This is a genomic window from Streptomyces sp. UW30, assembly GCF_008042075.1.
In the GTDB taxonomy this organism is placed as follows: domain Bacteria; phylum Actinomycetota; class Actinomycetes; order Streptomycetales; family Streptomycetaceae; genus Streptomyces.
Map to the genome: position 1 here is coordinate 342,784 of NZ_RDBN01000005.1, position 26,608 is coordinate 369,391.

Genomic DNA, 26,608 nt, shown 5'->3' on the forward strand with positions numbered 1-26,608 from the left:
GGAGTGTGTAGATCATGGCGGGGGGTGTGGAGGCCCAGGTGAAGGGCCATTGTCACGGTTTTGCTACTGGGACTCGGGTGGGTTCGCGGGCGGGCGTCCCCGGCGTGGAATCGGCTTGGTGTCGCCCGGCAGGCGTCCCGACTCCGCGAGCGCGCGGCGCAGCAGGAACTCGATCTGCGCGTTGGCCGAGCGCAGCTCGTCCCCTGCCCACCGCGCCAGCGCCTCGTACACGGACGGGTCCAGCCGCAGCAGCACCTGCTTGCGCTGCTGCGGCCGACGCTGAGGGGCTGAACCCCCGGAGGGGACCGTCACTGGTAGAGCGTCCCGGTGTTGAGGACCGGCTGCGGGGCACGGTCACCGCACAGCACCACCATCAGGTTCGACACCATCGCCGCCTTCCGCTCGTCGTCCAGCTCCACGATGTCCCGCTCCGAGATCCGCGCGAGCGCCGCCTCGACCATGCCCACCGCTCCGTCGACGATCTGCCGCCGGGCCGCGACGACCGCCCCGGCCTGCTGCCGCTGGAGCATCGCGGAGGCGATCTCGGGAGCGTACGCGAGATGCGTGAAGCGGGACTCGATGATCTGCACACCGGCCGCCTCCACGCGCGCGTGCAGTTCGAAGGCGAGCTTCTCGGTGATCTCCTCGGCGTTGCCACGCAGCGAGAGGCCGCCCTCGTCGTGGGCGTCGTAGGGGTACTCGATGGCGATGTGCCGCACCGCCGCCTCGGTCTGGGTGGAGACGAACTCCAGGAAATCGTCCACCTCGAAGGTGGCCTGCGCGGTGTCCTCGACCCTCCACACCACGACCGCGGCGAGCTCGATCGGGTTGCCGTAGGCGTCGTTGACCTTCAGTACGGCCGTCTCGTGGTTGCGGACCCGGGTCGAGATTTTCGTGCGGGAGGTGAAGGGGTTCACCCAGCGCAGCCCGTCCTCCCGGATCGTCCCCCGGTACCGCCCGAAGAGCTGGACGACCCGCGCCTCGCCCGGCGCGACCATGTTCAGCCCGCACATCGCCAGGACCGCGGCGATGGCGACCACGATGCCTATGACGATCAGGGCCGCCTTGGCGCCGGCCCCGGTGACCACGCCGCCGGTGACGATCAGGCCTGCTCCGACCAGCAGGCCGACGAGGCCGAGCAGCAGGGCGAGCCCGCCGCCGATGCTGTGCGCCGTGAACTCCCGTACGCGTGGCGCGGGCATGTCGGGCACGTCGGTGATGACGGATGTGGCGTCGCTCTTGTCGTTCGACATGGGTGGTGTCCCCCGTTTCCTTCGGAAGCCGCAGTGGGTATCCACTAGCTTCGGTCTAGCTAAGTGATATCACTTTACCCCGCCCGGGCAACCCTACGCACCCCTCAGTCGTCGGTTCCGGTGGGGCAGGTGCTGATTCTCACGTCCGTAAAAGACCGGATCGACCGCCCTTTGTCACATCGTGCGGTGTTAGCTTTCTGAGCTGACCTGAGCGGCGAACCTGTGTGGCACCAGTGCACACAAGAACGAAGCGGAGCGGAACGGACCCATGGGACGAGCGGAAGAGAGACGAGCACGGCAGCGCGGTGGCCGCCGCGCTGCGCCCCGGCGTTCGTCCGGGACGCCGTCGAACACCGAGGGCAGCCCGTCGACCACCGTGATCGGCGCACCGTCGGCTGCCGTCGGAGGCCGCGCGGCCGCCCGGCGTGCGGCCAAGGGCGGCGGCAAGGGCGCTGACGGCAAGGGCCGAATACGCCGGCTGTTCACCTGGAAGAAGATCCTGGGCACGTTCCTCGGGTTCTGCCTGCTCGCCATCGGTGCCTTCATCGCGCTCTACCTCGCGGTGGACGTGCCCACGGACAACGCCGCCGCCCAGGCCGCGCAGCGCCAGAGCAACGTCTACAAGTACAGCGACGGCACGACCACCCTGGCCCGCGACGGCGAGGTCAACCGCGAGATCGTGGACCTGGCCAAGGTGCCGAAGAAGGTCCAGCGCACTTTCGTCGCGGCTGAGAACAAGACGTTCTACAACGACCACGGCATCGACCTGAAGGGCACCACCCGCGGTGTGCTCAACACACTGATGGGCAAGGGCGCGCAGGGTGGTTCGACCATCACCCAGCAGTACGTCAAGAACTACTACCTCAGCCAGGAGCAGACGGTCAGCCGCAAGCTCAAGGAGATCGTCATCTCCCTGAAGGTCGACCGCCAGATGTCCAAGGACGACATCCTCGCCGGCTACATCAACACCAGCTACTACGGCCGCGGCGCCTACGGCATCCAGGCCGCCGCCCAGGCCTACTACCGCGTCGACGCCGAGAAGCTCACCGTCGAGCAGGGCGCGTACCTCGCCGCGCTGCTCCAGGCGCCGAGCCAGTACGACTGGCAGGCGGCGTCCGAAACCGGCAAGAAGCTGGTCACGGCCCGCTGGAACTACGTCCTGGACAACATGGTCGAGGAGGGCTGGCTGAGCAAGGCCGAGCGCCAGGGCATGACGGAACTCCCGAAGCCGAAGGAGCCCAAGCCCACCGCCGGTCGTGAGGGCCAGAAGGGCTATCTGATCGAGCTCGCCAACCATCAGCTGGAGGACCAGCTGATGGAGGAGAAGGGCCTGACCCGCTCCCAGGCCGAGGCCGCGGTCGAGGACCAGGGCTGGACCATCACCCTGAACATCGACAAGAAGAAGCAGTCCGAGCTGGAGAAGGCCGTCAAGGCCCAACTGACCAGCAAGCTGGACAAGAAGAAGCGCAAGGTCGACGCGGACGTCCAGGCCGGCGCGGTCTCGGTCGACCCCAAGACGGGGAAGATCGTCGCCCTGTACGGCGGTGTGGACTACTTCAAGCACTACACGAGCAACGCGACCCGCCCCGACTACCAGCCCGCCTCCACGTTCAAGCCGGTGATCCTGGCCGCCGCCCTGGAGGAGAGCGCCGAGACCCGGTCCGGCAAGCCGATCACCGCGAGCACGGTCTACGACGGCACCAGCAAGCGCCCGGTCCTGGACGCCGACGGCGACAAGGTCGGCTTCGCGCCCGAGAACGAGGACGACCGGGACTACGGCGACATCACCGTCCAGACGGCGATGAACAAGTCCGTCAACTCCGTCTTCGCGCAGCTGGGCGTGGACGTCGGCATGAAGAACGTCATGGACGTGGCCGGCAAGCTCGGCATGGACACCGCCAAGGAACAGGCCGTGCCCGCGCAGACCCTGGGCACCATGGGCGCGAGCCCGCTGCAGATGGCCGGGGTGTACGCCACCCTCGACAACCACGGCAAGAAGGTCACGCCCGGCATTCTCAAGAAGGCCGAGCACAACAGCACCACGGTCGCCATCCCCGACCCGATCGGCGAGCAGGTCATCAGCCCCGAGGCCGCGGATACCGTGACCTCGGTCCTGACCGGCGTGGTCGACGACGGTACGGCCCGGCAGTCCGTGGCGAACAACCCCAAGCGCAACGGCCAGAAGGTCGCCGGCAAGACGGGTACCTCCGACGACAACAAGTCGGCCTGGTTCACCGGCTACACGCCCGACCTGGTCACGTCGGTGGGCCTGTTCGGTGAGGACGACAAGACCCACGCGCAGACCAAGATGTACGGCGCCGGCGGCTTCGACCGCGTCAACGGCGGTGGCTTCCCGGCGCAGATCTGGGCGGCGTACATGTTCGGCGTGACGGACCCGGACGCCCGGTTCGACCTCGACACCGACCAGGGCGCGGCGGTCCAGCCGACGTGGACGCCGACCCCCTCGCAGGAGCCGACGACCGAGGAGCCGACGGACGAGCCGACGACCGAGGAACCGACGGACGAGCCGACGACCGAGAAGCCCACGGACGAGCCGACGACCGAGGAACCGACGGACGAGCCGACGACCGAGGAGCCCACGACGACGCCGACGGTCGAACCGACGGGCGACATCACCCTGGACCCGGGCAGACCCGGAGACAACGACCAGTAGGACAGCGCCCCCGAGGGGCGCGGGGAACTGCGCGGCAAGCCACGACGAACCCGCGATCGGGATCGCGCAGTTCCCCTACGGCGATCAGCTTCGATTCAGCTCGAACCAGACGACCTTGCCGGTGCTCAACCGGGTCGCCCCCCAACGACGGGCAAGCCGGTTGACGAGGTACAGCCCCCGCCCACCCTCGTCCGTGGCCCGGGCCTGCCGCAGCCGCGGCAACTGCGGCACATCGTCACCGACCTCGCAGCGCAGCACATCGGTGCGCAACAGCCGCAGGGTCACCGGCCGCGAGGCATACCGCACGGCGTTCGTCACGACCTCGCTGACCAACAGCTCGACGGAGTCGGTGAGTTCCTCAAGTCCCCAGCGGGCCAGGGCACGCCGGGCCAGCCGCCGGGCACGGCCCGGTGCGGCGTCCTCCGGCTCCAGGAACCAGTACGCCACGTCGCTCGGCGCGATCCCGTCGAAGCGGGCCGCGAGCAGCGCGATGTCGTCGTCCCGGTCGCCCGGCCCGAGCATGTCCAGCACCTCGTCGCACAGGGCTTCCAGCGGCGGCGGATGGTCCGGCCCGGTCAGCTGGGCGGTGGCGGCGAGCTTCTCGCGCAGCTGTTCTATGCCGGTCCATACGTCGCGCAGGCGGGACTCGACCAGGCCGTCGGTGTAGAGAAGCAGGGTCGCCCCGGCCGGCGCGTCCAGCTCCACGGCCTCGAAGTCCACGCCGCCGACGCCGATCGGCGCGCCCGCGGGCACGCGCAGCACCTCGGCCCGGCCGCCCAGGTGCAGCAGGACGGGTGGCGGATGGCCGGCGTTGGCGATGGTGATGCGGTGCGATACCGGGTCGTAGACCGCGTAGAGGCAGGTCGCCATGCGGTCGGTGCCCAGGCGCTGGGCCTGTTCGTCGAGGTGGTGCAGGACCTCCTGCGGGGGCAGGTCGAGGCCGGCGAGGGTCTGGGCCGTCGTGCGCAGCTGGCCCATGATCGCCGCCGAGGTCATGGAGTGGCCCATGACATCGCCGACCACGAGGGCGACCCGGCTGCCGGGCAGCGGGATCGCGTCGTACCAGTCGCCGCCCACCCGGGCCGTCTCCGCCGCGGGGAGATAGCGGGAGGCCAGGCGTACGCCCGTCGGGCGCGGCAGGGTCTCCGGGAGCATGGTGCGCTGGAGCTCGTCGGCGATGTACGCCTCACGGCCGTACAGCACGGCCTTGTCGATGCCGAGCGCGCTGTGCGTGGCCAGCTGGGCGGCGACGAGGAGGTCGTCGGGCTCGAAGGCGAGGCGGTCCGGGCGGCGCAGGAACACCGCGGCGCCGATGACACGCCGGCGGCCGCGCAGCGGGGCGAGAATCGCGCGCTGACCGTCGGGGATGATCAACTCGCCGTCGTCGCCGAGGAGTTCCGGCAGGGCGGCGCGGGCGGCGGGAGCGTCGGCGAACACGGGGCGTACCCCGCGCAGCACCTCGGCAAGGGCGCCGCCGGGCCGCACCTCGCACAGCTCGGCGGTGAGGGTGGACAGTTCGGAGAGCTCGGTCGGCTCCGGCTGCTGCTGTGCGGGCAGGAAGCCGTTCTCGCTGTCCCGGTCCTCGGGGATGCGGTCGGTGCGGCGCAGCCGCAGCACCACGGGGCCGGTGGGCCGCTCGTCGCCGACCGGCAGGGGATCGCGCAGATAGACGAGGATCGCGTCGGAGAAGGTCGGCACGGTCGCCCGGCACAGCCCCATCACGATCTCGTCCAGGTCGATGCCGCGGGCGATGCGCCGGGTGGCGGCGCCCACGAAGCGCAGCCGGTCACCGTCGCGCCGCATGGGCGTGGGCCGGCCAGGCTGCACGCCGCCCTGACCGGTGCGCCGCTCGGCGGACGCCTGCGACTGCTCGGTGCCGGGCTGGGGCGGGATGGCCTCCGGAACGGGCCGCGGCCGGTGTGTGTCGGGCTCGGCGGCGACGGAGGGCTGAGAGTGCTCGGGGCCGTTGCCGGCGATGACTGGGGGCTCCTTGCTCGGGCCGGACGGTGTGGTGGTGCCCGGCGTGGAGGGGGTGTCTCCGGTGCGCGCCTGCGCGGGTAAGGCGGTGCCGCCGCCGGGGGTGTGCGGCGGCGTGGAGTGCGTCGTCGACGGTGTCGAGGTACGCACGAGCGCCCCGCGGGACTCCGCGGGGTCGACGCCCGTCTCGGGGCGTTCGAAGGAGGTCGGCTGCTCCGTCACGCCTTTCGAATCCATCCGTCCGGGGCTGCGCGCCGCGCGCACAGTTCGTCCCGCCGAGACTCCGATACCCGGAATACATGCCCCAGGAACGGAATCCCCGCGTGGCCAGAGGCAGTTCCTGTGCCGCCGGTGGAGCGTCTGCCCGTCCCGGCGTCGCCCTGGTAACCCTCGCTCACGTCCTGCCGCCCCTCGGTGACGATCGGTCAAGCCCGGCGCGCACTCCGGTAGTTGCCCTTGTGCGCCCTTGCGGAGGACGATCCTACGTTTGTTGCCCGGGGGCGCATCAAGGGTCTCATGAGGACATGTGCGCGGGCGTGCGATCCCAGTCCTCAGGCAAAGAAGGTACAGCCCAGGAGGGATCCGGGCGCCAGTTCTGCCAGCCGTCGGCGAACGGCGGCCCCCAGGCGCGGATCACGTCCACCGCGTCGTGGCCCGCCCGGCGCACCCGCGCGGCCAGCTCCTCGTCCACCAGCCCGTCCCGCTGGGCCTGCGCGAACTCGTCCTCGTCCCGCCAGTGCCAACTGCGGTCCGGATGCACGGAGATGTCGAGGAAGTGGTCCTCGGAGTCCACTCCGCCCGCCCAACGGGCCAGCGGCTCCTCAAGATTCACGTACCAGTTCTTGAACCGCCATCCGGGATCCCAGAACAACCACACCGACCACGGCTCACGGGGCCGCGCGAGCTTCAGCACACCCGTCCCGAACCACCGGTCGCGCTGCACGGAACGCGGCTTGGTGTACCGGGTCTCCAGGGGCTCCTGGTGCACCGACGTCCCGTCGGCGAGCACCGGTTTCACACACTCCGTGCCCGGAGCGAGCCAGACGGCGAGGACCTCCTCGTCGTCGCGTACGACGGTGACGGGACGCGCGATGTGGAAGCGACGGCCGGCGTTCTCCCGGTACCGCCACAGGATCTGTGTCCCGGGCGCCCAGAACTCCGTCGATCCGCCCGCTTCCACTTGCGTCGTCATCGCTCCACCGTCTGCCATGAACAGATATTAGGTGCCACAGGCATACGACGCTGCGGCGCCCGTCACGGTTCACGCGGCCGTGATCATCGGTTACGGCCGTGTCATCCGCAGGACGTCGAGGGCCTCGTCCAACTGCTGGAGCGTGAGGTCGCCACGCTCCACGTACCCGCCCTCCAGGACGACTTGGCGAATCGTCCTGCGCTCCGCCAGCGCCTTCTTGGCGACCTTGGCGGCCTCCTCGTACCCGATGTACTTGTTGAGCGGTGTGACCACGGAGGGTGACGACTCGGCGTACTCCCGGGCCCGTTCGCGGTGGGCGACGAKGCCSTCGACGGTGCGGTCGGCGAGCAGCCGGGAGGCGTTCGCGAGCAGCCGGATCGACTCCAGTACGTTCTTCGCGATCACCGGAAGCATCACGTTCAGCTCGAAGTTGCCGGCGGCGCCGGCGGTGGCCACCGTGGCGTCGTTGCCGACCACCTGCGCGGCGACCATCAGCACGGCCTCCGGGATGACCGGGTTGACCTTGCCGGGCATGATCGAGGACCCCGGCTGGAGGTCGGGGAGGCTGATCTCGGCGAGCCCGGTGCGCGGCCCGGACGACATCCACCGCAGGTCGTTCGCGATCTTCGTCAGTCCGACCGCGATGGTCCGCAGCTGTCCGCTGGTCTCGACGATGCCGTCCCGCGCGCCCTGCGCCTCGAAGTGGTCGCGTGCCTCGGTGAGCGGCAGCCCCGTGGCGCGGGCGACTTCCTCGATGACGGCGGCGGAGAAGCCGGGGGGCGTGTTGATGCCGGTGCCCACCGCCGTGCCGCCGAGGGGGAGTTCGGCGAGGCGGGGGAGGGAGGCCTGGAGCCGCTCGACTCCGTACCGCACCTGGGCGGCGTACCCGCCGAACTCCTGGCCCAGCGTCACGGGCGTGGCGTCCATGAGATGGGTCCGCCCCGACTTCACGACGTCGGCGAACTCCTCGGCCTTGCGCTCCAGGGCCGAGGCGAGGTGCTCCAGCGCCGGGATCAGATCACGGGTGACGGCGGCGGTGGCGGCGATGTGGATCGAGGAGGGGAAGACGTCGTTGGAGGACTGCGAGGCGTTCACGTGATCATTGGGGTGGACGTCCCGCCCGAGCCGCTCGGTCGCGAGGGTGGCGATGACCTCGTTGGTGTTCATGTTGGACGAGGTCCCGGACCCGGTCTGGAAGACGTCGACCGGGAAGTGCTCGTCCCACTGGCCCCCGGCGACTTCGGCGGCCGCGTCCTCGATGGCCTCGGCGATGTCCTTGTCGAGCACCCCGAGTCCCGCGTTCACCTTGGCGGCGGCGCCCTTGATCCGGGCGAGGGCCTCGATGTGGGCCCGCTCGATGCGCTGGCCGGAGATGGGGAAGTTCTCGACGGCCCGCTGGGTCTGCGCCCGCCACTTGGCTTCGGCCGGGACGCGTACCTCGCCCATGGAGTCGTGCTCGATGCGGTATTCGCTCATGCCTGTATCAGCGATCGGGGCGGCGGGGATGTTCCGCGCTTGGGCCGCCCGTGTGGCGGTGTCTCCGGCCCGGATGCCGATCGGCCGCTGTGACCGGGGTCTCACCCGGCTCATGCAGCAGATCGGGCGACGACCGCGTGGAGGACGGGCTGACAGGAAGGGAGGAGGCGTGTGGAGACGGACATCCACGGTTTCGTCCCCGCTCGGTCGGCCGCGCTGTTCCGGGGCGCCCTCGTCCTGACGGGCCGCCGCGACGCGACCGAGGGACTTCCACGGTTTCGTCCCCGCTCGGTCGGTCGGCCGCGCTGTTCCGGGGCGCCCTCGTCCTGACGGGTAACCGCGACGCGGCCGAGAACCTGGTCCAGGAGACCCTGGAGCGGGCCTGCCGCAAGTGGCGCATGATCTCGGCCGAGGACGCCCTGGACGCCTACGTACGGCGGAGCATGGTGAGCCTGGCCGACGACCGCCGGCGCCGCTTCCGCCGTACGGTGCCGCAGGCGGACGGCCCCGGCCGGGCCGCTCCCGGCGACGAGTACGGACAGGCCGACAGCAGGGACCAGTTGGTGCGTGCGCTGCAGCAACTGCCCATGTGGATGCGGACGGTCGTGGTGCTGCGCTATGTCCACGACCTGTCCGACGCCGAGTGCGCGGCCGACCTGGACATCGCGCCGAGCACGGTGGCCACCTCGGTCGCACCGTCACCAAGAAGGCCTCACGCGCACCCCAGCCCGTCTGGGGGGTCCCCCTGCTCGAAGAGCTTGGGGGAGCTTGAGGACAAGGCCCGTTCAGGGCCGACGGGGGTCCAGGGGGCGGAGCCCCTTGGGGATGGGACGGGTAGGGGCGGCGGGGGCGACCCCTCCCCGCCGCACCGCAGGTACTACGCCAGCCCAGGCCCCCGCACCGGAATCGACGTGAACGTCGGCGCAGGCGCCGGATCCTGGAAGAAGTCGTTGCCCTTGTCATCGACCACGATGAACGCCGGGAAGTCCTCGACCTCGATCTTCCAGACGGCCTCCATGCCGAGCTCCTCGTACTCGACGACCTCGACCTTCTTGATGCAGTCCTGGGCGAGCCGGGCCGCCGGCCCACCGATGGAGCCCAGGTAGAACCCGCCGTGCGCGTCGCACGCGTCCGTGACCTGCTTACTGCGATTGCCCTTGGCGAGCATGACCTTGGAGCCACCGGCGGCCTGGAACTGCTCGACGTAGGAGTCCATACGACCGGCCGTCGTCGGACCGAAGGAACCCGACGCGTAACCCTCCGGCGTCTTCGCCGGACCGGCGTAGTACACCGGGTGATCCTTCAGGTACTGCGGCATCTCCTCACCCGCGTCCAGCCGCTCCTTGATCTTGGCGTGCGCGATGTCACGCGCCACGACCAACGGCCCGCTCAGCGAAAGCCGGGTCTTCACGGGGTACTTGGTCAGCTCGGCCAGGATCTCGTCCATCGGCTGGTTCAGGTCGATCTTGACGACGTCACCGTCGGCCTCGAGGTGCTCGTCCGTCGTCTCCGGAAGGAACCGCGCCGGGTCGGTCTCCAACTGCTCCAGGAAGACGCCCTCGGCGGTGATCTTCGCGACGGCCTGCCGGTCGGCCGAGCAGGACACGGCGATGGCGACGGGGCACGAGGCGCCGTGCCGAGGCAGCCGCACCACCCGCACGTCATGGCAGAAGTACTTGCCGCCGAACTGCGCGCCGATCCCGATCTTCTGCGTCAGCTCGAAGACCTTCTCCTCCAGCTCCTTGTCCCGGAACCCGTGCCCGAGCGGCGAGCCCTCGGCCGGAATCTCGTCCAGGTAGTGCGCGGAGGCGTACTTGGCGGTCTTCAGCGCGTACTCGGCGGACGTACCGCCCACGACGATCGCCAGGTGGTACGGCGGGCAGGCGGCCGTGCCCAGCGAACGGATCTTCTCCTCCAGGAACTTCATCATGGAGGCCTCGTTCAGGACGGCCTTCGTCTCCTGGTAGAGGAACGACTTGTTGGCGGAGCCGCCGCCCTTCGCCATGAACAGGAACTTGTAGGCGCCGCCGTCCGCGGCGTACAGCTCGATCTGCGCGGGGAGGTTGGAGCCGGTGTTCTTCTCCTCCCACATGGTGAGCGGAGCCATCTGCGAGTACCGCAGGTTGAGGTTCAGGTAGGCGTCGTAGATGCCCTTGCTGAGGGCCGCCTCGTCGCCGCCCTCGGTGAGCACGTTCTGCCCGCGCTTGCCCATGACGATCGCCGTACCGGTGTCCTGGCACATGGGGAGCACGCCGGCGGCCGCGATGTTCGCGTTCTTCAGCAGGTCCAGCGCCACGAACTTGTCGTTGCTCGACGCCTCGGGGTCGTCGATGATCCGCCGCAGCTGCGCCAGGTGGGCCGGGCGCAGATAGTGCTGGATGTCGTGGATGGCCTCCTCGGCCAGCTTGCGCAGCGCCTCCGGCTCCACCTTGAGGAACGTCCGCCCGTCGGCCTCGAAGGTGGAGACACCCTCGGAGGTCACCAGCCGGTACGGGGTGGTGTCCTCTCCCATGGGGAGCAGATCGGTGTACGCGAACTCAGGCATGGCGCCCATTCCTCACTCGACAGACAGCGCGGCTGACCTCCATTGGCAGCGTCCACCAGCGTAGAACCTGCCACTGACGGCGAGCTTGTGAGGTAAGGCTCAGTTCGACGGCCGTCGAATGATCCTGACGGGGGCTATCGCGATCTATCGTGTTTGGGTACGCTGCGTTCGTGGACCTTCAGAAGCAGACCGCACCCGCTGCCGCCACCGAGCTCCGGGCCTCCGACGCCGATCGGGATCGGATCGCCGACATCCTGCGCGACGCCCTGGCCGAAGGGCGCGTCACCGCCGACGAGCACGCCGAGCGGGTCGAGGGTGCCCTGGCGGCCAAGACGGYCGKCGAACTGAGCCTTACCTCACAAGCTCGCCGTCAGTGGCAGGTTCTACGCTGGTGGACGCTGCCAATGGAGGTCAGCCGCGCTGTCTGTCGAGTGAGGAATGGGCGCCATGCCTGAGTTCGCGTACACCGATCTGCTCCCCATGGGAGGTCAGTCATCGCCACCCTCGCGACCGAGCGGCTCGGGCGGGACGTCCACCCCAATGATCACGTGAACGCCTCGCAGTCCTCCAACGACGTCTTCCCCTCCTCGATCCACATCGCCGCCACCGCCGCCGTCACCCGTGATCTGATCCCGGCCGAGCCCGACGACAACGTGGTGGCGGTCTTCAGCAGCGCCGTCCGCAAAGGCCGCTGGCGCGCGGGCCGCCGCATCCACGCGTACGCGATCTTCGGCAGCGTGGAGATAGACCTCAGCGAGGCGCTGTTCGAGTACCAGCAGGTCGTGATCCGGGCGATCTCGGTCTTCGGCAATGTCGAGGTCCGCGTCCCGGAGAACGTCTCGCTGCGCGGCACCGGCGGCGGAGTGCTCGGCAACTTCGAGGTGGACCACCTCGACGCGGAGGACCCCGAGGCGCCGGTCGTCCATGTCGACGGCTGGGCCGTGCTGGGCAACATCGAGGGCAGGCCGAAACGGGGCAAGCTCGTCGCGGACATTCTCGACCGGGTTCAGCGCAAGGTCGACAAGGGTTTGCGCAAACATCTGGATCGTTGACGGTTGTGAATCGGACCCCCCGACTCCGGCTTCCGGGCCGTTGGAGGGCCGCACAGCGGTGCGCAGGACTCCCCGAAATCCAGCGGTTCGGAACTCACTGCATAGGCGCGCGCACAGCGGGTAGACCTTGCTGCATCGTCTCTCGCTCGCGAAGCCGTCGTCAGGAGTAGACCGTGCTGCAACCGCCGCATTCGTCCCTGCAGGTAGCTGCCGTTCCGGCCCAGCGGGTGCCAGTGCGAGACAGGGACCAAGACGCCCCATGGCACACAGAAGCCGTGTGCCGCCGCGACGAGGCCGGCCTGTTCTTCGCCCCTTCCAAAGAACCCACAGCGGCCCGCCTCTCCCGTGAGGAGGCGGCCAAGCGGGTCTGCGCCCGCTGTCCCGTCATGGTCGAGTGCCGCGAACACGCGCTCCTCCAGCCCGAGCCGTACGGCGTCTGGGGCGGCCTCACCGCGGCGGAGCGCCGCGTGGTCCTGGCCCGGCGCCGCCGCCGCGACATGGAGCTGAAGAAGGCGGCGAGGGCGACGAACCGGATAGCGCAGGCGGGCTGAGAAGCAACAAACAGGGCGCCCCCTCCGCACCGGGGGCGCCCTGTTGGCTGCGTATTTCCGCAAGGGGCTCGGGGAACCGCGCGACAGGCCGCAACGGACCCGCAGTCGCCGACGATCCACCGGCCCCCAGCTGTCAGGCGCTAGTTCACTTCGCCCTGTCGAAGTCGATCGCGCTGTAGGCCCGCAGCTTGCTCAGCCGGTGCTCGGAGTCGATCCGCCGCACCGTCCCCGACTTCGACCGCATCACGATCGAGTCGGTCGTCGCGTTCTGCGACCGGTACCGCACACCCCGCAGCAACTCACCGTCGGTGATCCCGGTCGCGACGAAGAACACGTTGTCCCCGGACACCAGGTCATCGGTCATCAGCACCCGGTCCAGATCGTGCCCGGCGTCGATCGCCCGCTGCCGCTCCTCGTCGTCCTTCGGCCACAGCTTGCCCTGGATGGTGCCGCCGAGGCACTTCACGGCGCAGGCCGAGATGATCCCCTCGGGCGTACCGCCGATGCCGAGCAGCATGTCGACGCCGGTGCCCTCGCGCAGCGCGTAGATCGACCCGGCGACATCGCCGTCGGAGATCAGCTTGATGCGCGCGCCGGCGTCCCGGATCTCCTTGATGATGCCCTCGTGCCGGGGCCGGTCGAGGATGACGACCGTGACGTCCTCGGGCGTGGACCGCTTGGCCTTGGCGACCCGGCGGATGTTCACGGACACGGGCGCGTCGATGTCGACGAAGTCGGCGGCCTCGGGGCCGGTGACCAGCTTGTCCATGTAGAAGACGGCGGACGGGTCGAACATGGACCCCCGGTCCGCCGCGGCGAGCACGGAGATCGCGTTGGGCATGCCCTTCGCGGTCAGCGTGGTCCCGTCGATCGGGTCGACGGCGATGTCGACCTCGGCCCCGGTTCCGTCGCCGACCCGCTCCCCGTTGAAGAGCATGGGCGCCTCGTCCTTCTCGCCCTCACCGATGACGACGACGCCGTTCATCGACACGGTGTGGACGAGGGTCCGCATGGCGCGCACCGCGGCACCGTCGGCGCCGTTCTTGTCGCCGCGGCCCACCCAGCGGCCCGCGGCCATCGCCGCGGCCTCGGTCACACGGACCAGCTCCAGGGCGAGGTTGCGGTCAGGGGCTTCGCTGGGCACTTCGAGCTCGGACGGCAGATGATGATGATTCTCGGTCATCGACACGCACCTTTCTGATACGACGACGGCCGGATGAGGGTGACGTCCCTGACTCTATCCTCGGGCGCACACAATGAGCAGGGGGCCCCACGGATGAGCGGGCGGGGCACCTGCGACGATAGGGCGCGTGGCAGGTTCGAACGGTAAGCAGAAAACGGTCCGCAACATGGTCCTCTCGCTCGGAGTGACCGTGCTCGCGGCGGGGGTCATCTATGTCTTCGTCCCCCATGACGACAAGGCTCCCGACCTCCCGCGGATCGACTACCGCGTCGAGCTGCTCACAGCCCGTCGCGCGGCGTCCTACCCGGTGGTCGCGCCCCAGGGCCTGGCCGACACCTGGAAGGCGACGTCCGTGCGCTTCAAGGGCGCCGACTTCGACGCCTGGCATCTCGGCTTCCACACCGCCGACGGGGACTACGTGCAGGTCGAGCAGTCCGCCGAGAAGCCGGCGACGTTCCTGGAGAAGGCCACGCAGGGCGGGCGGGCGACCAAGGTCACCGAGGAGATCGGCGACCGGACCTGGACGCGGTACACGGGCGGTCGCTACGACGCGCTGGTGCACCAGGAGAAGGGCGCGACGACCGTGGTGGCGGGCACGGGGTCGTTCGAGCAGCTGACGCAGATGGCGAAGGCCCTGAAGGCGAAGTGACCGTGCGGGCGCGGTGAGCACCCGAGCACGACGAAGGCCCCCGGCTGCAGCGCCGGGGGCCTTCGTCATGTGCGGTCGTGGGGTCGGCCCGACGGGCTCAGACCGTGGTGACGACCTCGTCGTACGCAAGGCGCGGGGAGCGCGGGTACCAGGCGTCGGGGCCCGGCTTGCCGATGTTGACGACCATCAGCGGGGTGTGGTCGTCGTCCAGGAACTCCTTGCGGACGCCCTCGAAGTCGAAGCCGGTCATCGGGCCGGCGGCCAGCCCGGCGGCGCGGACGCCGACGATGAAGTACGCGGCCTGCAGGGCGGCGTTCATCCCGGCGGCGTTCTCGCGGGCCGGGCGCTCGCTGAAGAAGACGTCCTTCGCCTGCGGGAACGCCGGGAACAGGGTCGGCAGCTCCTCGTGGAACTCGTTGTCCGCGGAGAGGATCGCGACCAGCGGGGCGGCGGCGGTCTTGGCCTGGTTGCCCTCGGACATGTGCGGCACGAGGCGCTCACGGGCCTCGGCGGAGCGGACCAGGGTGATGCGCAGCGGGGTCTGGTTGAAGGCGGTGGGGCCGTACTTGACCAGGTCGTATATCGCCTGGATCTGCTCCTCGGTCACCGGCTCGTCGGTGAACGTGTTCGCGGTGCGGGCCTCGCGGAAGAGCAGGTCCTGGGCGGTGGGGTCAAGAACGAGAGACATGCGTGAACCTTCTCGAAAGTGCGTGGTGCGTCGTAAACGGACCGGGGACCGGTTGTCGTCTCCGACGGTACGCGAGAGAAGTTCAAGGTTCAACGAAAAGCGGGGTGTGGTGATCCGCTTCACAGCCTCACCAGGCTTGATTCCCTACGACTCGTCCCCGCCGTCCTCGGCGGACCCAGCCTCGGCCTCCTCGGCGAGGGCCGCGTCCAGGCGCGCCCGCGCCCCGTCCAGCCAGCGCCGGCACACCTTGGCCAGCTCCTCGCCCCGCTCCCAGAGCGCGAGGGACTCCTCCAGCGTCGTACCGCCCGCCTCCAGCCGCCGGACGACCTCGATCAGCTCGTCCCGGGCCTGCTCGTAGCCGAGCGCTTCATCCACCTTGCTGGTCATTCGCCCACCCTATGCATCGGCTCGTGCGTCGACTTCCGCGTCGACTCGTACGGAGAACTCCCCCTCGGCGACCCGCGCCCGCAGCGCCTCGTCAGCGCTCACCTCGCCCGGGTCGCGGACCACATGCCCGTCGGCCCGCTGCAGCACCGCGTACCCCCGCTTCAGGGTCGCGGCGGGGGAGAGGGCCACCACGCGCGCGTGCGTGTGCGTCAGCTCGGACTCGGCACGGTCGAGGAGGTGACCGAGGCAGCGGCGGCCACGGTCGAGGAGGGAGGCCACGTGATCGGCGCGCTCGTCGATCATCCGGTGCGGATCCTCTATCGAGGGCCGCGCCAGGGCGTGCGCGAGCCCGCGCTCCTCGCGCTCGACGAGCGCCTGGACGGAGCGCCGGGCCCGGTCGCGCAGCATCCGCACGCGCTCGTACTCCTCGCCCACATCCGGTACGACCTTCTTGGCGGCGTCGGTCGGGGTGGAGGCGCGCAGGTCGGCGACGTGGTCGAGGAGGGGGTTGTCGGGCTCGTGCCCGATGGCGGACACGACCGGCGTACGACACGAGGCGACGGCACGCACGAGCTGCTCGTCGGAGAAGGGCAGCAGATCCTCGACGCTTCCGCCGCCTCGGGCGACGATGATCACATCCACGTCGTCGATGTCGTCGAGCTCCTTGACGGCCTGCACGACCTGCGGCACGGCGTGCACGCCCTGCACGGCGACATTGCGTACCTCGAAGCGGACGGCGGGCCAGCGGTGCCGCGCGTTCTCCAGGACGTCCCGCTCGGCGGCGGAGGCACGGCCGCAGACGAGCCCGATGAGCTGAGGCAGAAAGGGCAGCGCCTTCTTCCGCTCCGGCGCGAACAGCCCCTCGGCGGCGAGGGCCTTCTTCAGCATCTCCAGCCGGGCGAGCAACTCGCCGACGCCGACGGGCTTTATCTCGGTGGCCCGCAGGGAGAGCTGCCCGCGCGGGGCGTACCACTCGGGCTTGGCGAGCACGACGACCCGGGCGCCCTCGCTCACGACATCGGCGACGGCGTCGAAGACCTGCCGGTACGCCGTCACGCTGACGGAGATGTCGTACGAGGGATCCCGCAACGTCAGAAACACCACGCCGGCCCCGGGCCGGCGCGACAACTGGGTGATCTGTCCCTCGACCCACACCGCCCCGAGCCGATCGATCCACCCCCCGATGAGCCGCGACACCTCGCCGACGGGCAGGGGGGACTCCGGGGTCGTGTTCACAGCCATGCCGCGAGCGTAACGGCCACGACCGACAACACGGCCCAGCCGACCGGGGCTCGGCACGGGCTTCGACCCACGTCTGCGTCGGTGCCTCACCAGCAGTGCCGTTGCCCACCCCTCACAGCCCGCCGTCAGTCTCCGCACCAACCCGTCACCCACGCGATCTTCGATGCCCCGAACGCACCCTTACGATGGGACGCATGACTGCTTCGCCTGGCCGCCGTGTCCTGCTCGCCGCCCCCCGTGGCTACTGCGCGGGTGTGGACCGCGCCGTGATCGCCGTCGAGAAAGCCCTGGAGCAGTACGGCGCTCCGGTCTACGTCCGGCACGAGATCGTCCACAACAAGTACGTCGTGCAGACCCTGGAGAAGAAGGGCGCCATCTTCGTCGAGCGGACGGAGGAGGTGCCGCCGGGGAACATCGTGATGTTCTCCGCGCACGGCGTCGCCCCCGTCGTCCACGAAGAGGCCGAGCGCGGCCGACTCGCCACCATCGACGCCACCTGCCCGCTGGTCACCAAGGTCCACAAGGAAGCCGTCCGGTTCGCGAACGAGGACTACGACATCCTCCTGATCGGGCACGAGGGCCACGAAGAGGTCATCGGTACGTCCGGTGAGGCCCCCGACCACATCCAGCTCGTCGACGGCCCGGGCGACGTCGCCAAGGTCGAGGTCCGCGACGAGTCGAAGGTGGTCTGGCTCTCCCAGACCACCCTCTCCGTCGACGAGACCATGGAGACCGTCGACGCCCTGAAGGACAAGTTCCCGCAGCTCATCTCCCCGCCCAGCGACGACATCTGCTACGCCACGCAGAACCGCCAGCTCGCGGTGAAGCAGATGGGCGCCGAGGCCGAGCTGGTCATCGTGGTCGGCTCGCGCAACTCCTCCAACTCCAAGCGGCTGGTCGAGGTCGCCAAGCTGGCCGGCTCGCGCGAGGCCTACCTCGTGGACTTCGCCAGCGAGATCGACGAGGCCTGGCTGGAGGGCGTGACCACGGTCGGCGTCACTTCCGGCGCCTCCGTGCCGGAGGTGCTGGTCGAGGAGGTCCTGGAGTGGCTCACCCAGCGCGGCTACGGCGACGTCGAGCTCGTCAAGGCGGCCGAGGAGTCGATCACCTTCTCGCTGCCGAAGGAACTGCGCCGTGACCTGCGCGAGGAGGCGGCGTCGCTGATCGCCGGGCGCACGGGGGCCGCTGACTCCGGTGACTCCGGGGAGTGACCGTCAGTCGTCCGTCGTAACGTAGGGCCATGCAGATCTTCGGCTTGGACATCGGTGGATCCGGGATCAAGGGCGCTCCGGTCGATCTGGACAGGGGCGAGCTCGCGGAGGAGCGCTTCAAGGTGCTCACTCCGCACCCGGCCACCCCTGACGGAGTCGCCGACGGCGTGAAGCAGGTCGTCGAGCACTACGGCTGGACGGGCCCGGTCGGGCTCACCTTCCCCGGCGTCGTGACCGACGGCTCCACGATCCGCACGGCGGCGAACGTCGACAAGAGCTGGATCGACACGGACGCGCGCACGCTGTTCAGCGACCGCCTCGGCGGCCACCCGGTGACGGTGGTCAACGACGCGGACGCGGCCGGCGTCGCCGAGATGCACTTCGGCGCGGGGCGCGGCCGCCGCGGCACCGTGATCCTCCTCACCTTCGGCACGGGTATCGGCAGCGCCCTGTTCATCGACGGACGTCTGGTCCCCAACACCGAGCTGGGCCACCTGGAGCTGCACGGCCACGACGCCGAGAAGCGCGCCTCCAGCAAGGCCAAGGACGACGAGGAGCTGAGCTGGGAGCACTGGGCGCACCGCGTCCGCAAGTACCTCGCCCATGTCGAGATGCTGTTCTCCCCGGAGCTGTTCATCATCGGCGGCGGGGTGAGCCGCAAGTCCCAGAAGTTCCTGCACTACATCGAGGGCATCAAGGCCGAGATCGTCCCGGCCGAGCTCCAGAACAACGCGGGGATCGTCGGTGCCGCGATGCACGCGGCGGAGAGAGACGGCTAGCCACCGCTCACCCCTGCCGACGGCGGGCGGCCGCCCTCCGGGCCACCAGGCGCACTCTCCTGGCGATCACCAGGAGACCGGCGATCAGCGTCCCCCCGTACAGCCACCCGGCCTCCGTGGCGAGGCCGGTCACCAGCCCCATCAGGTGACCGCTGATTCCCCCGCCGTCCGCGGCCACCGGAAGCAGCCCCACGGCGAAGGCGATCGGCACGACCACCGGCGCGGTCAGCAGATCGCCGTCGCGCACCCAGAGGGCGGTCAGCGCGCACACCGGCAGGAACAGCACGCTGTACAGCGCGAGCGAGTCGAACAGCAGCGAGTCGAGGTAGCCGAGCAGCAGCATCACGGCCCCGCAGAACAGGCCGCTGCCCAGTCCGGTGAGCCTGGGGTTGGGAAACCGGCTCACGGGCTGTGGCGCGGGGGTCGGCAGCGGTCGCCGTACCGCCGCTGCCGCCTGCTCCGAGCGCGGCCGGCGCTGCGGGCCGGGACGCGTGGAGCGGGCGGGCCCACCGGGGGCCATGCCTCGGGATGCCCGGGCCTGTGCGGCGCGGGCGGACCAGCCGGATGACCGTCGCGAACCACTCCCGCCGCTCTCGTTGCTCCTGGCGCCTGCACTGTTCCCCTCACGCAGGAAACTGCCCTCGCCGCGCCCCGTACGCCTCTCGCCCCGCTCCACACTGTCCCCGTCCGGCGGAAATCCGCCCTCGCCCGGCGTCGAGCGGCCCACACCTCGCGCGGACCGGCCCCCGCCCCGTACCGGGCAGGTCACGCCCTGTCTTGCCTCACTGGACCAACCTAGGTCGGTTTATGTGGCGAATCGGCCCTCAGACACGCCCGGGGACGGACGTTGGCCAGGTGTTCGACGGGGCGCCGGGGCGGGGCCCGGTACGCCGTAGACTGGTGGATCGGCCCGTGCATCTGCATCGACGATCGAAGAAGGACCGGGCCCCAGCCCAGCCCCAGAAGTCCTCTCACGTACGGGAAGTCGCAACGTGTCGCTCACGATCGGAATCGTCGGTCTGCCGAATGTCGGCAAGTCGACCCTGTTCAACGCCCTGACCAAGAACGACGTGCTCGCGGCCAACTACCCGTTCGCCACGATCGAGCCCAACGTGGGCGTGGTGGGTGTCCCGGACGCCCGGCTGACGAAACTGGCCGAGATCTTCTCCTCCCAGCGCATCCTCCCGGCGACCGTCGACTTCGTCGACATCGCGGGCATCGTGAAGGGCGCCTCCGAGGGTGAGGGCCTGGGCAACAAGTTCCTCGCGAACATCCGCGAGTCCGACGCGATCTGCCAGGTCATCCGCGCCTTCAAGGACGAGAACGTCGTGCACGTCGACGGCAAGGTCTCGCCCAAGGACGACATCGAGACGATCAACACCGAGCTGATCCTCGCCGACCTCCAGACCATCGAGAAGGTCCTGCCCCGGCTCCAGAAGGAGTCGCGGATCAAGAAGGACATCGCGCCGAAGGTCGCGGCGGTCGAGGCGGCGAAGGAGATCCTGGAGAAGGGCGACACCCTCTTCTCGCAGGGCATCGTCCAGGGCTCGGGCAACGAGGAACTCCTCCACGACCTGCACCTCCTCACCACCAAGCCCTTCCTCTACGTCTTCAACGTCGACGAGGACGAACTGACCGACGAGGACTTCAAGAACGAGCAGCGGGCCCTGGTCGCCCCCGCCGAGGCGATCTTCCTGAACGCCAAGCTGGAGGCGGACCTCGCCGAGCTCGACGAGGCGGACGCGATGGAGCTGCTGGAGTCGGTCGGCGCTGAGGAGCCCGGCCTCACCACCCTCGCCCGCGTCGGCTTCAACACCCTCGGCCTGCAGACCTACCTCACGGCCGGCCCCAAGGAATCCCGAGCCTGGACCATCAAGAAGGGCGCCACCGCCCCCGAGGCGGCCGGCGTCATCCACACCGACTTCCAGAAGGGCTTCATCAAGGCGGAGGTCATCTCCTTCTCCGACCTGGTGGAGACCGGCTCGGTGGCCGAGGCCCGCGCGAAGGGGAAGGCGCGGATGGAGGGCAAGGAGTATGTGATGCAGGACGGGGATGTGGTGGAGTTCCGCTTCAACGTCTGACGGTCGACAAACCAGGGGCTCGACTCATCGGGGTCGGGCCCCTGAGTTCTGCGTCGGTACCCCTACTCGCCGCGGACCGTGCGGCGGAGCTTCGTGAGGCGTTCGTGCAGGGTGCGTTCGCCGCCGTGTTGCGTGGGGCGGTAGTAGTCCTTGCCCACCAGTGCGTCCGGGGGGTACTGCTGCTCCAGGACTCCCTCGGACGTGCGGTGGGGGTAGCGGTAGCCGACCGCGTTGTTCAGCTCCGCGGCGCCTGCGTAGCGGCTGTAGCGGAGGTGGGCCGGCACTTCACCTACCGCGCCCGCTCGGACCTCGGCCATGGCCTCGTCGATTCCGACGATCACCGCGTTCGACTTCGGCGCCAGGGCCAGATGCACGGTGGCCTGTGCCAGGGCGAGGCGGGCCTCGGGCATTCCGATCAGCTGGACCGTCTGCGCCGCGGCGACGGCGGCCTGCAACGCTGTGGGGTCGGCCAGTCCGACGTCCTCGCTGGCGTGCACCAGCAGCCGCCGGGCGACGAAGCGCGGGTCCTCCCCGGCCACGAGCATGCGGGCCAGGTAGTGCAGCGCGGCGTCGGGGTCCGAGCCGCGGATCGACTTGATGAAGGCGCTGATGATGTCGTGGTGCTGGTCGCCCTGCCGGTCGTAGCGCACAGTGACCTCGGCGATGGCCCGCTCCACGGCCGGGACGTCGATCACCGTGCCGCCCGTGTGAGCCACTCCGTCGGCGCTCGCCTCCAGCGCGGTGAGCGCGCTCCGGGCATCGCCGGCGGCAAGGCGCACCAGGGCGTCCTCGGCCTCGGGCGCCAGCGAGACCGAACCGTCGAGGCCGCGCTGATCCGTCACCGCCCGCCGCAGCAGGTCGCGGAGCTCGTCCTCGCTCAGCGACTGGAGCTGCAACACCAGCAGCCGCGACAGCAGCGGCGACACCACCGAGAACGACGGGTTCTCCGTGGTGGCGGCGACGAGTAACACCAGCCTGTCCTCGACCGCCCCGAGCAACGCGTCCTGCTGGGTCTTGGAGAAGCGGTGCACCTCGTCGATGAACAGCACGGTCTGCCGGTTCTGGCGGTCCTGGCGGCGGCGCGCGTCGCTGATCACGTCGCGCAGTTCCTTGACTCCGCTGGACAGCGCCGAGAGGGCGACGAAGTACCGGGAGTCGGCGGTGGCGAGCAGGCGCGCAATCGTGGTCTTCCCGGTGCCGGGCGGGCCGTAGAGCAGCACCGACGCCGCGGCGCCGCCCTCCACCAACCGCCGCAGCGGCGCGCCGGGACGCAGCAGGTGCGCCTGGCCGACCACCTCGTCGAGCGTGCGCGGCCGCATCCGCACCGCCAACGGCGCGGTGGCCCGCACGGGCTCGGCGGGCGGGGTGTCGGACGTCGGCAGGTCGAACAGCCCCTGCTCCTCCGTCGTCATCCCTCCACCCGGCCATCGCCACGGAGCACATCCAGGCGCCGGAGTCGGCTGCGAGTGTTGGACACGCGCGGTGGCCCTTCCTGTGTGGGTTGGTAGTTCATGCAGGGACCCTATGTCCGCCGTCACACCTACGCGTACAGCGTTCCCCGGGCGACGACGACGGCGGAACCCGCCACCTGGACCGACTCGATCCGCTCCGGCGTCCCCATCGCCCGGGCCCGCATCGTCGAAGGACGGCCGATCTCGACACCCTGGCGGATCTCGATCCACTCCCCGAACGGGATCAGACCGTGCCGGGCCAGGTGTACCGCGAGGGAACCCGCGGCCGAGCCGGTGGCCGCGTCCTCCACCACGCCATAGGCGGGCGAGAACATCCGCAGCCTCCATCGCGAGCCCGATCCCGCAAAGCAGTTGGCGGCCATGTCGGGCAGCCTGGCGAGAATCCTCTGGTCCGGCTCCACAGCGGAGAGCGCAGTCACGCTGTCCAGGCCGACGAACACGTGCCGCGGCCCGTTGCGGTAGACCTCGACCGGCAGGGTGCAGTCGGACGCCGCCAGATCGAGGCCGGCGAGCAACTCGTCCGCGCGGTCGTAGAGTTCCCACGTCGGGACGGGTTGCCACATGCGAGCCGCGCCGGCCCGGCCGTCGTCGGCACGCTCAAGGTCGAACGCCACGGTGCCCATGGCGGTCTCCATCCGGATCGTGTCCGCCTTGTGCGACTCGCCGAGCACAATGGCGGTGCCCAGGGTCGGATGCCCGGCGAACGGCAACTCGTTCACCGGGGTGAAGATGCGGACCCGCACATCACCATCGTCTTCCGCGGGGAGGACGAAAACGGTCTCCGACAGGTGCATCTCCTGGGCTATCTGCTGCATGCGCTCGGCGGAAATACCGGCGGAATCCACGAAGACCGCGGTCGGGTTGCCTTCCAGCGGGACTTCGGTGAAGACGTCGGCCACCGCGTACTCATAGGTGCCCATGGGTCCCCGTTCTTGAAGTCGGTTCAGGTATCGGGTCAGTGGGTGTCGAACAGCGCCTGGTATCGGGCGACTGCGCGCTCCGTGGCCGCACGCTCGTCGGAGGTCGGGTTGAACGGATCGGCGGCAGGGGGCAGCGCACCGAATTTGAGCAGCGCGGCCATGAGAAGCAGGCGTGCTTTTGTCGCCGTGAGGTTGTTGCCCGAGATGAACGTCGGGTCGGTCCGGTACGCCATGCCTCCGGTGTTGCCGCGGCCGGTGCGCACCACCGGCATCCCGGCGAAGAGGGCGACGCTCAATGCCGCATTCCTCGTCGGGTCGGCCATCCCGAACGGCGACATGCCCTCACATACGAAACCGGCCAGTGGCGCCCCGGCGAGATTGGCTTTGATCCGGGCAAGGATCTCGACCTCGTCGTCAGGGGCGGGCGGACCCTCGCTGCCGGTCCCCGATGCCGCATACCGGCTGTACTTGGTGATCGTGACTTCCGGCATGGCGGTGGGTACGAGTCCGTCGGCGTCCTTGGTCGAGACGTCGACCAGGGACACGCCCGTGTCCAAGGTGCCGGCGACGCCGGTCACCTGCTTGGGGAGCATGGTGAGGCGCAGATCCGAGCAATGTGTGTGCCTACGGGCCGGGAGATACGTGAGTTGAGGGGGACCGTAGCCACCCAGGTCGGCAACGACACCCCCATGGCCGCCGGTGACCTCGTAACCCCCTGGCCGGGCGTCGACCTTGGTCACGTCCCGGGCCGTGTAGACGAGTTCATCGACGATCACGCAGGCACCGACGCGGTCTACGCCCCGTTCGTTCACGGCGACGCCCGACGCGATGTACTTGACGCCGTCCACCACATTGCGGTCGCCGTCGGCGCTCAACGACTGGTGACGGCGTTGAGCGGCATGTCCGACGAGTGGCACCGTCGTATCGACCATCAGTCCGAGCCAGTACAGGGTCTCGTCGACGGTCGGACTTCCCTCCAGCCATTGGGCGCCGGCGTATTCGCCCGTGGCGAGGACGGCCTGGACCTGGTTGGTCGCCTGGGCGAGGTTCGTCAGGCCGGGTTCGCTCTGCAGGTGGTAGGGATAGTAGACAAAGAAGTCCTGCCCGTGGCGCTCGGAATCGGGGTCCGCGGTGTATCCGCCCGACGGAGCAGCGCGGAAGAAGTCGAAGTCGGCGATCGACCCCAGCTCGACGGGACTGCCGTGGTCAGCGAGGCCGAACCGCTCTATGTCCTCGTAGAGGCGGCGGGCATCGGGGTAGAACGTCTGCCGAGCGTCTCCCGGCGGTGCGAACGGTGTGGTCGCGGTTTCCTCCCAAGCGGACCCGTTCGCCTGCCTGGCCATGTAGGGGAGGGGGTAGGGACCGTCGTCGGGGTGAAGTTCGACGACATACACCGGTGTGGAGTCGTCGAAGGGCTGCTCATTGTGGAATGAGCCGTCCTTGTCGAGCCAGCCGTCCGGGGGCGCGTACAAATGGGCCGCGTCTCGTTCGAGTGGGTGCGCGCTGAACGCCTCGATGTACACCGTCACAGGTGCCGCGAGCCGCTGAGGGCGTAGGACGTCGAACTGAGAGGGGCGTGGCGGGAGACCGTGGAGGCTGCGTGCCTTGTTCGACGTGATCAGGTCCGGTGTGTTCAGAATCGTCGCCGTCGGCCCGGCGAACACCGCTATCCGCGGTCGCGGCCCGCCGCCCGGAAGAATGTCACCCATCACGACGGCCGCAGGTGCTCGATGGTGACGCCGTGCCGCTCGGTCAGCCGCTGGGCGACCAACGACCGGTGGCAGGCCTCAGGGTCGCGCTCCACACAGAACAGCGCTGCGATCCCGCTGCCCGGCAGCGCCGACACGATCGGCGCGAGGTCGGCGCTGTCGAGGATCTCGCTGATGTAGCGGGGGGTGTACTCGCCGGCGAGCTCGCGGCGTGAACGCTTGCCGACCCCGAGGCGGTCATCCTCGGCGTACAGGAGCTGACGCAACTCGGTTGTCGGAGCGAGTTCACGGTGGTGCTCGTAGGCGATCCCGGCATCGGCGAGGGCCGCCTGCAGCCGGCGTGAGTTCGCCCAGGCGTACTCGGGTCCTCGGACGCCGCGGCGCGCACGTACGTCGAGCAGCAGGGACACGTCGGCCTGTTGCAGTCGTTCCAGAAAAGACTCGCCGTCGAAGCCATAGACGCCGATTGTTGCCATCTTGGGCACCGGAGATCTCCCGTCTGCTTGTTACTCGTGCTCCACCCGAGGTTCTGCCAACTCAGTTCCGGGGACGTGGCGCGGCGATCAGGGCGGTCGTTTCCATGGGCAATTCGGCGATCCGCGCAATGTCCAGACCGGCCCGGTTCAGCAGCCCTTCGACCCTGTCAACGGTGCGGTGCTCGCCGCCGGTTGTCATCAGCAGGTGCAGATCCCACAGAGCCGGCAGCACGGTGGAGTCCACGTCCTCGACGAAACGATCGAGGATCAGCAGCCGCGACGAGGAGTCCGCCATGGCGCGGCGGCAGTTCTCGAAGACCTTGACGACCGCTTCGTCGTCCCAGCCGGCCAGCACCCGGCACAGGATGTAGACGTCCCCGCCCGTCGGGACGTCCTTGAACATGTCGCCCCCGACCAGTTGGACGCGGTCCAGTCCGACGGCGGCGGCCAGGTGCTCACGCGCCTTGGGCATCATGTGTTCGCGGTCGAAGAGCGTGCCTGCGGCATCCGGTGTGGCGCCGAGGATCGTGGCGAGCAGGTGCCCGCCCCCTCCGCCCACGTCCACGACCGTCTTGCCGCCGGAGAAGTCGAAGACCTCGGGCACCTGGTGGAAGAACATGCTTCCGGCGTTCATGGTCTGCTGGAATCGCCTGGCGGTGGCCGCGTCCTGACTGAGGTAGTCGTAGAACGACCGGCCGTAGGCGACTTCGAAACCCGAGCTTGCCGTGCTGATGGCGTGGTGGGCGTGGCCCCAGGCGGAGTAGAACTCCTCGCCGTAGAGCAGGCACATGTCGCGCAGGGACTGCGGGCCGTCGAGCAGCGCCGCGCTCACCGTCGTGCTCCGGTAACCGGTCGACTCGTTGCCCTCGAACACGCCCATCGCCACCAGAAGGCGCATCAGGCGGTGAATGCCCTGTTCATTCGCCCCGGTTGATTTGGCGAGTTCGGCGCAGGTGTTCCGGCCGGCCTCTATGTGGTCCGGCAGGCCGAGTTTGACCGCGGTGTAGAGGGCCTGCGCCCGCCACCCGCCGGTGATTATGTCGACCACGTCTCGAGTGGCCTGCACTTCGACTGTCACACGTACCTCCTTG

22 protein-coding genes and 1 pseudogene are annotated in these 26,608 nt (G+C 69.5%); 7 read left to right on the forward strand and 16 right to left on the reverse strand.

Annotation, left to right across the window (positions count from 1 at the left end):
• Positions 1–63: 63 nt before the first annotated feature.
• Positions 64–312 carry a hypothetical protein gene (locus EAO75_RS03215; RefSeq protein ID WP_147993471.1) on the reverse strand — a complete coding sequence of 83 codons (249 nt, stop codon included), beginning with the start codon at positions 310–312 and terminating at the stop codon, positions 64–66.
• A complete protein-coding gene (locus EAO75_RS03220; RefSeq protein WP_147993472.1) occupies positions 309–1,253 on the reverse strand; it encodes an SPFH domain-containing protein in 945 nt (314 codons plus the stop codon). Before EAO75_RS03220 ends, EAO75_RS03215 begins: the two co-directional genes overlap by 4 nt.
• Before the next feature lie 268 nt (positions 1,254–1,521).
• Here EAO75_RS03220 and EAO75_RS03225 point away from each other — a divergent pair, with 268 nt between their 5' ends.
• Positions 1,522–3,927 carry a transglycosylase domain-containing protein gene (locus tag EAO75_RS03225; protein WP_147993473.1) on the forward strand — a complete coding sequence of 802 codons (2,406 nt, stop codon included), beginning with the start codon at positions 1,522–1,524 and terminating at the stop codon, positions 3,925–3,927.
• Positions 3,928–4,011: 84 nt separating this feature from the next.
• Here the strand turns inward: EAO75_RS03225 and EAO75_RS03230 are convergent, their stop codons facing one another.
• The 4 genes from EAO75_RS03230 to EAO75_RS03250 form a co-directional block, all read right to left on the reverse strand.
• A complete protein-coding gene (locus EAO75_RS03230; RefSeq protein ID WP_187284286.1) occupies positions 4,012–6,141 on the reverse strand; it encodes an ATP-binding SpoIIE family protein phosphatase in 2,130 nt (709 codons plus the stop codon).
• Positions 6,142–6,418: 277 nt separating this feature from the next.
• Entirely contained in the window at positions 6,419–7,096 is a 678-nt protein-coding gene (locus tag EAO75_RS03235) for a DUF402 domain-containing protein (protein ID WP_261989132.1), read from the reverse strand.
• 90 nt (positions 7,097–7,186) lie between these two features.
• A complete protein-coding gene (locus EAO75_RS03240) occupies positions 7,187–8,572 on the reverse strand; it encodes a class II fumarate hydratase (protein WP_147993476.1) in 1,386 nt (461 codons plus the stop codon).
• An 877-nt stretch (positions 8,573–9,449) separates the two neighbouring features.
• Complete coding sequence (locus EAO75_RS03250; RefSeq protein ID WP_187284287.1) at positions 9,450–11,117, reverse strand: fumarate hydratase; 1,668 nt, start codon at positions 11,115–11,117, stop codon at positions 9,450–9,452.
• A gap of 170 nt (positions 11,118–11,287) precedes the next feature.
• On the opposite strand from EAO75_RS03250, the pseudogene EAO75_RS48475 reads away from it, so the two are divergent.
• Positions 11,288–12,169, forward strand: a pseudogene (locus EAO75_RS48475) (DUF1707 domain-containing protein).
• Positions 12,170–12,342: 173 nt separating this feature from the next.
• Positions 12,343–12,720: a WhiB family transcriptional regulator gene (locus EAO75_RS03265; protein WP_147993479.1), complete on the forward strand. Its 378-nt coding sequence runs from the start codon at positions 12,343–12,345 to the stop codon at positions 12,718–12,720.
• A 145-nt stretch (positions 12,721–12,865) separates the two neighbouring features.
• Here the strand turns inward: EAO75_RS03265 and glpX are convergent, their stop codons facing one another.
• The gene (gene glpX / locus EAO75_RS03270; protein ID WP_147993480.1) at positions 12,866–13,903 is read right to left on the reverse strand and encodes a class II fructose-bisphosphatase; all 1,038 of its coding nucleotides are present in this window, start codon (positions 13,901–13,903) and stop codon (positions 12,866–12,868) included.
• A 127-nt stretch (positions 13,904–14,030) separates the two neighbouring features.
• Here glpX and EAO75_RS03275 point away from each other — a divergent pair, with 127 nt between their 5' ends.
• Positions 14,031–14,552: a DUF4245 domain-containing protein gene (locus tag EAO75_RS03275; RefSeq protein WP_147993481.1), complete on the forward strand. Its 522-nt coding sequence runs from the start codon at positions 14,031–14,033 to the stop codon at positions 14,550–14,552.
• A gap of 97 nt (positions 14,553–14,649) precedes the next feature.
• Here EAO75_RS03275 and EAO75_RS03280 read toward each other — a convergent pair whose 3' ends face one another.
• From EAO75_RS03280 to xseA, 3 genes are all read right to left on the reverse strand, one after another.
• Positions 14,650–15,240 (reverse strand): malonic semialdehyde reductase, encoded by a 591-nt coding sequence (locus EAO75_RS03280; protein WP_147993482.1) that lies wholly within the window; start codon positions 15,238–15,240, stop codon positions 14,650–14,652.
• Positions 15,241–15,384: 144 nt separating this feature from the next.
• Entirely contained in the window at positions 15,385–15,627 is a 243-nt protein-coding gene (locus EAO75_RS03285; RefSeq protein WP_147993483.1) for an exodeoxyribonuclease VII small subunit, read from the reverse strand.
• 9 nt (positions 15,628–15,636) lie between these two features.
• Positions 15,637–16,869, reverse strand: a complete 1,233-nt coding sequence (gene xseA, locus EAO75_RS03290; RefSeq protein ID WP_147993484.1) for an exodeoxyribonuclease VII large subunit — start codon at positions 16,867–16,869, stop codon at positions 15,637–15,639.
• 185 nt (positions 16,870–17,054) lie between these two features.
• Between xseA and EAO75_RS03295 the strand changes: the two genes are divergently transcribed.
• Positions 17,055–18,080 (forward strand): 4-hydroxy-3-methylbut-2-enyl diphosphate reductase, encoded by a 1,026-nt coding sequence (locus EAO75_RS03295; RefSeq protein WP_147993485.1) that lies wholly within the window; start codon positions 17,055–17,057, stop codon positions 18,078–18,080.
• A 29-nt stretch (positions 18,081–18,109) separates the two neighbouring features.
• Positions 18,110–18,859 (forward strand): polyphosphate--glucose phosphotransferase, encoded by a 750-nt coding sequence (gene ppgK / locus EAO75_RS03300; RefSeq protein ID WP_147993486.1) that lies wholly within the window; start codon positions 18,110–18,112, stop codon positions 18,857–18,859.
• A 7-nt stretch (positions 18,860–18,866) separates the two neighbouring features.
• Here the strand turns inward: ppgK and EAO75_RS03305 are convergent, their stop codons facing one another.
• The gene (locus tag EAO75_RS03305) at positions 18,867–19,265 is read right to left on the reverse strand and encodes a DUF6542 domain-containing protein (protein ID WP_315986983.1); all 399 of its coding nucleotides are present in this window, start codon (positions 19,263–19,265) and stop codon (positions 18,867–18,869) included.
• Between the two features lie 586 nt (positions 19,266–19,851).
• Between EAO75_RS03305 and ychF the strand changes: the two genes are divergently transcribed.
• Positions 19,852–20,940, forward strand: a complete 1,089-nt coding sequence (gene ychF, locus EAO75_RS03310; RefSeq protein WP_147993487.1) for a redox-regulated ATPase YchF — start codon at positions 19,852–19,854, stop codon at positions 20,938–20,940.
• 62 nt (positions 20,941–21,002) lie between these two features.
• Here the strand turns inward: ychF and EAO75_RS03315 are convergent, their stop codons facing one another.
• The 5 genes from EAO75_RS03315 to EAO75_RS03335 form a co-directional block, all read right to left on the reverse strand.
• Positions 21,003–22,352, reverse strand: a complete 1,350-nt coding sequence (locus EAO75_RS03315) for a replication-associated recombination protein A (protein WP_147993488.1) — start codon at positions 22,350–22,352, stop codon at positions 21,003–21,005.
• Between the two features lie 128 nt (positions 22,353–22,480).
• A complete protein-coding gene (locus tag EAO75_RS03320; protein ID WP_315986984.1) occupies positions 22,481–23,311 on the reverse strand; it encodes a PhzF family phenazine biosynthesis isomerase in 831 nt (276 codons plus the stop codon).
• Positions 23,312–23,367: 56 nt separating this feature from the next.
• Positions 23,368–25,041: an asparaginase domain-containing protein gene (locus EAO75_RS03325; RefSeq protein WP_261989134.1), complete on the reverse strand. Its 1,674-nt coding sequence runs from the start codon at positions 25,039–25,041 to the stop codon at positions 23,368–23,370.
• The gene (locus EAO75_RS03330) at positions 25,041–25,517 is read right to left on the reverse strand and encodes a DUF488 family protein (protein ID WP_261989135.1); all 477 of its coding nucleotides are present in this window, start codon (positions 25,515–25,517) and stop codon (positions 25,041–25,043) included. Before EAO75_RS03330 ends, EAO75_RS03325 begins: the two co-directional genes overlap by 1 nt.
• Before the next feature lie 61 nt (positions 25,518–25,578).
• The gene (locus EAO75_RS03335; protein WP_147993491.1) at positions 25,579–26,595 is read right to left on the reverse strand and encodes a methyltransferase; all 1,017 of its coding nucleotides are present in this window, start codon (positions 26,593–26,595) and stop codon (positions 25,579–25,581) included.
• Positions 26,596–26,608 lie beyond the last annotated feature (13 nt).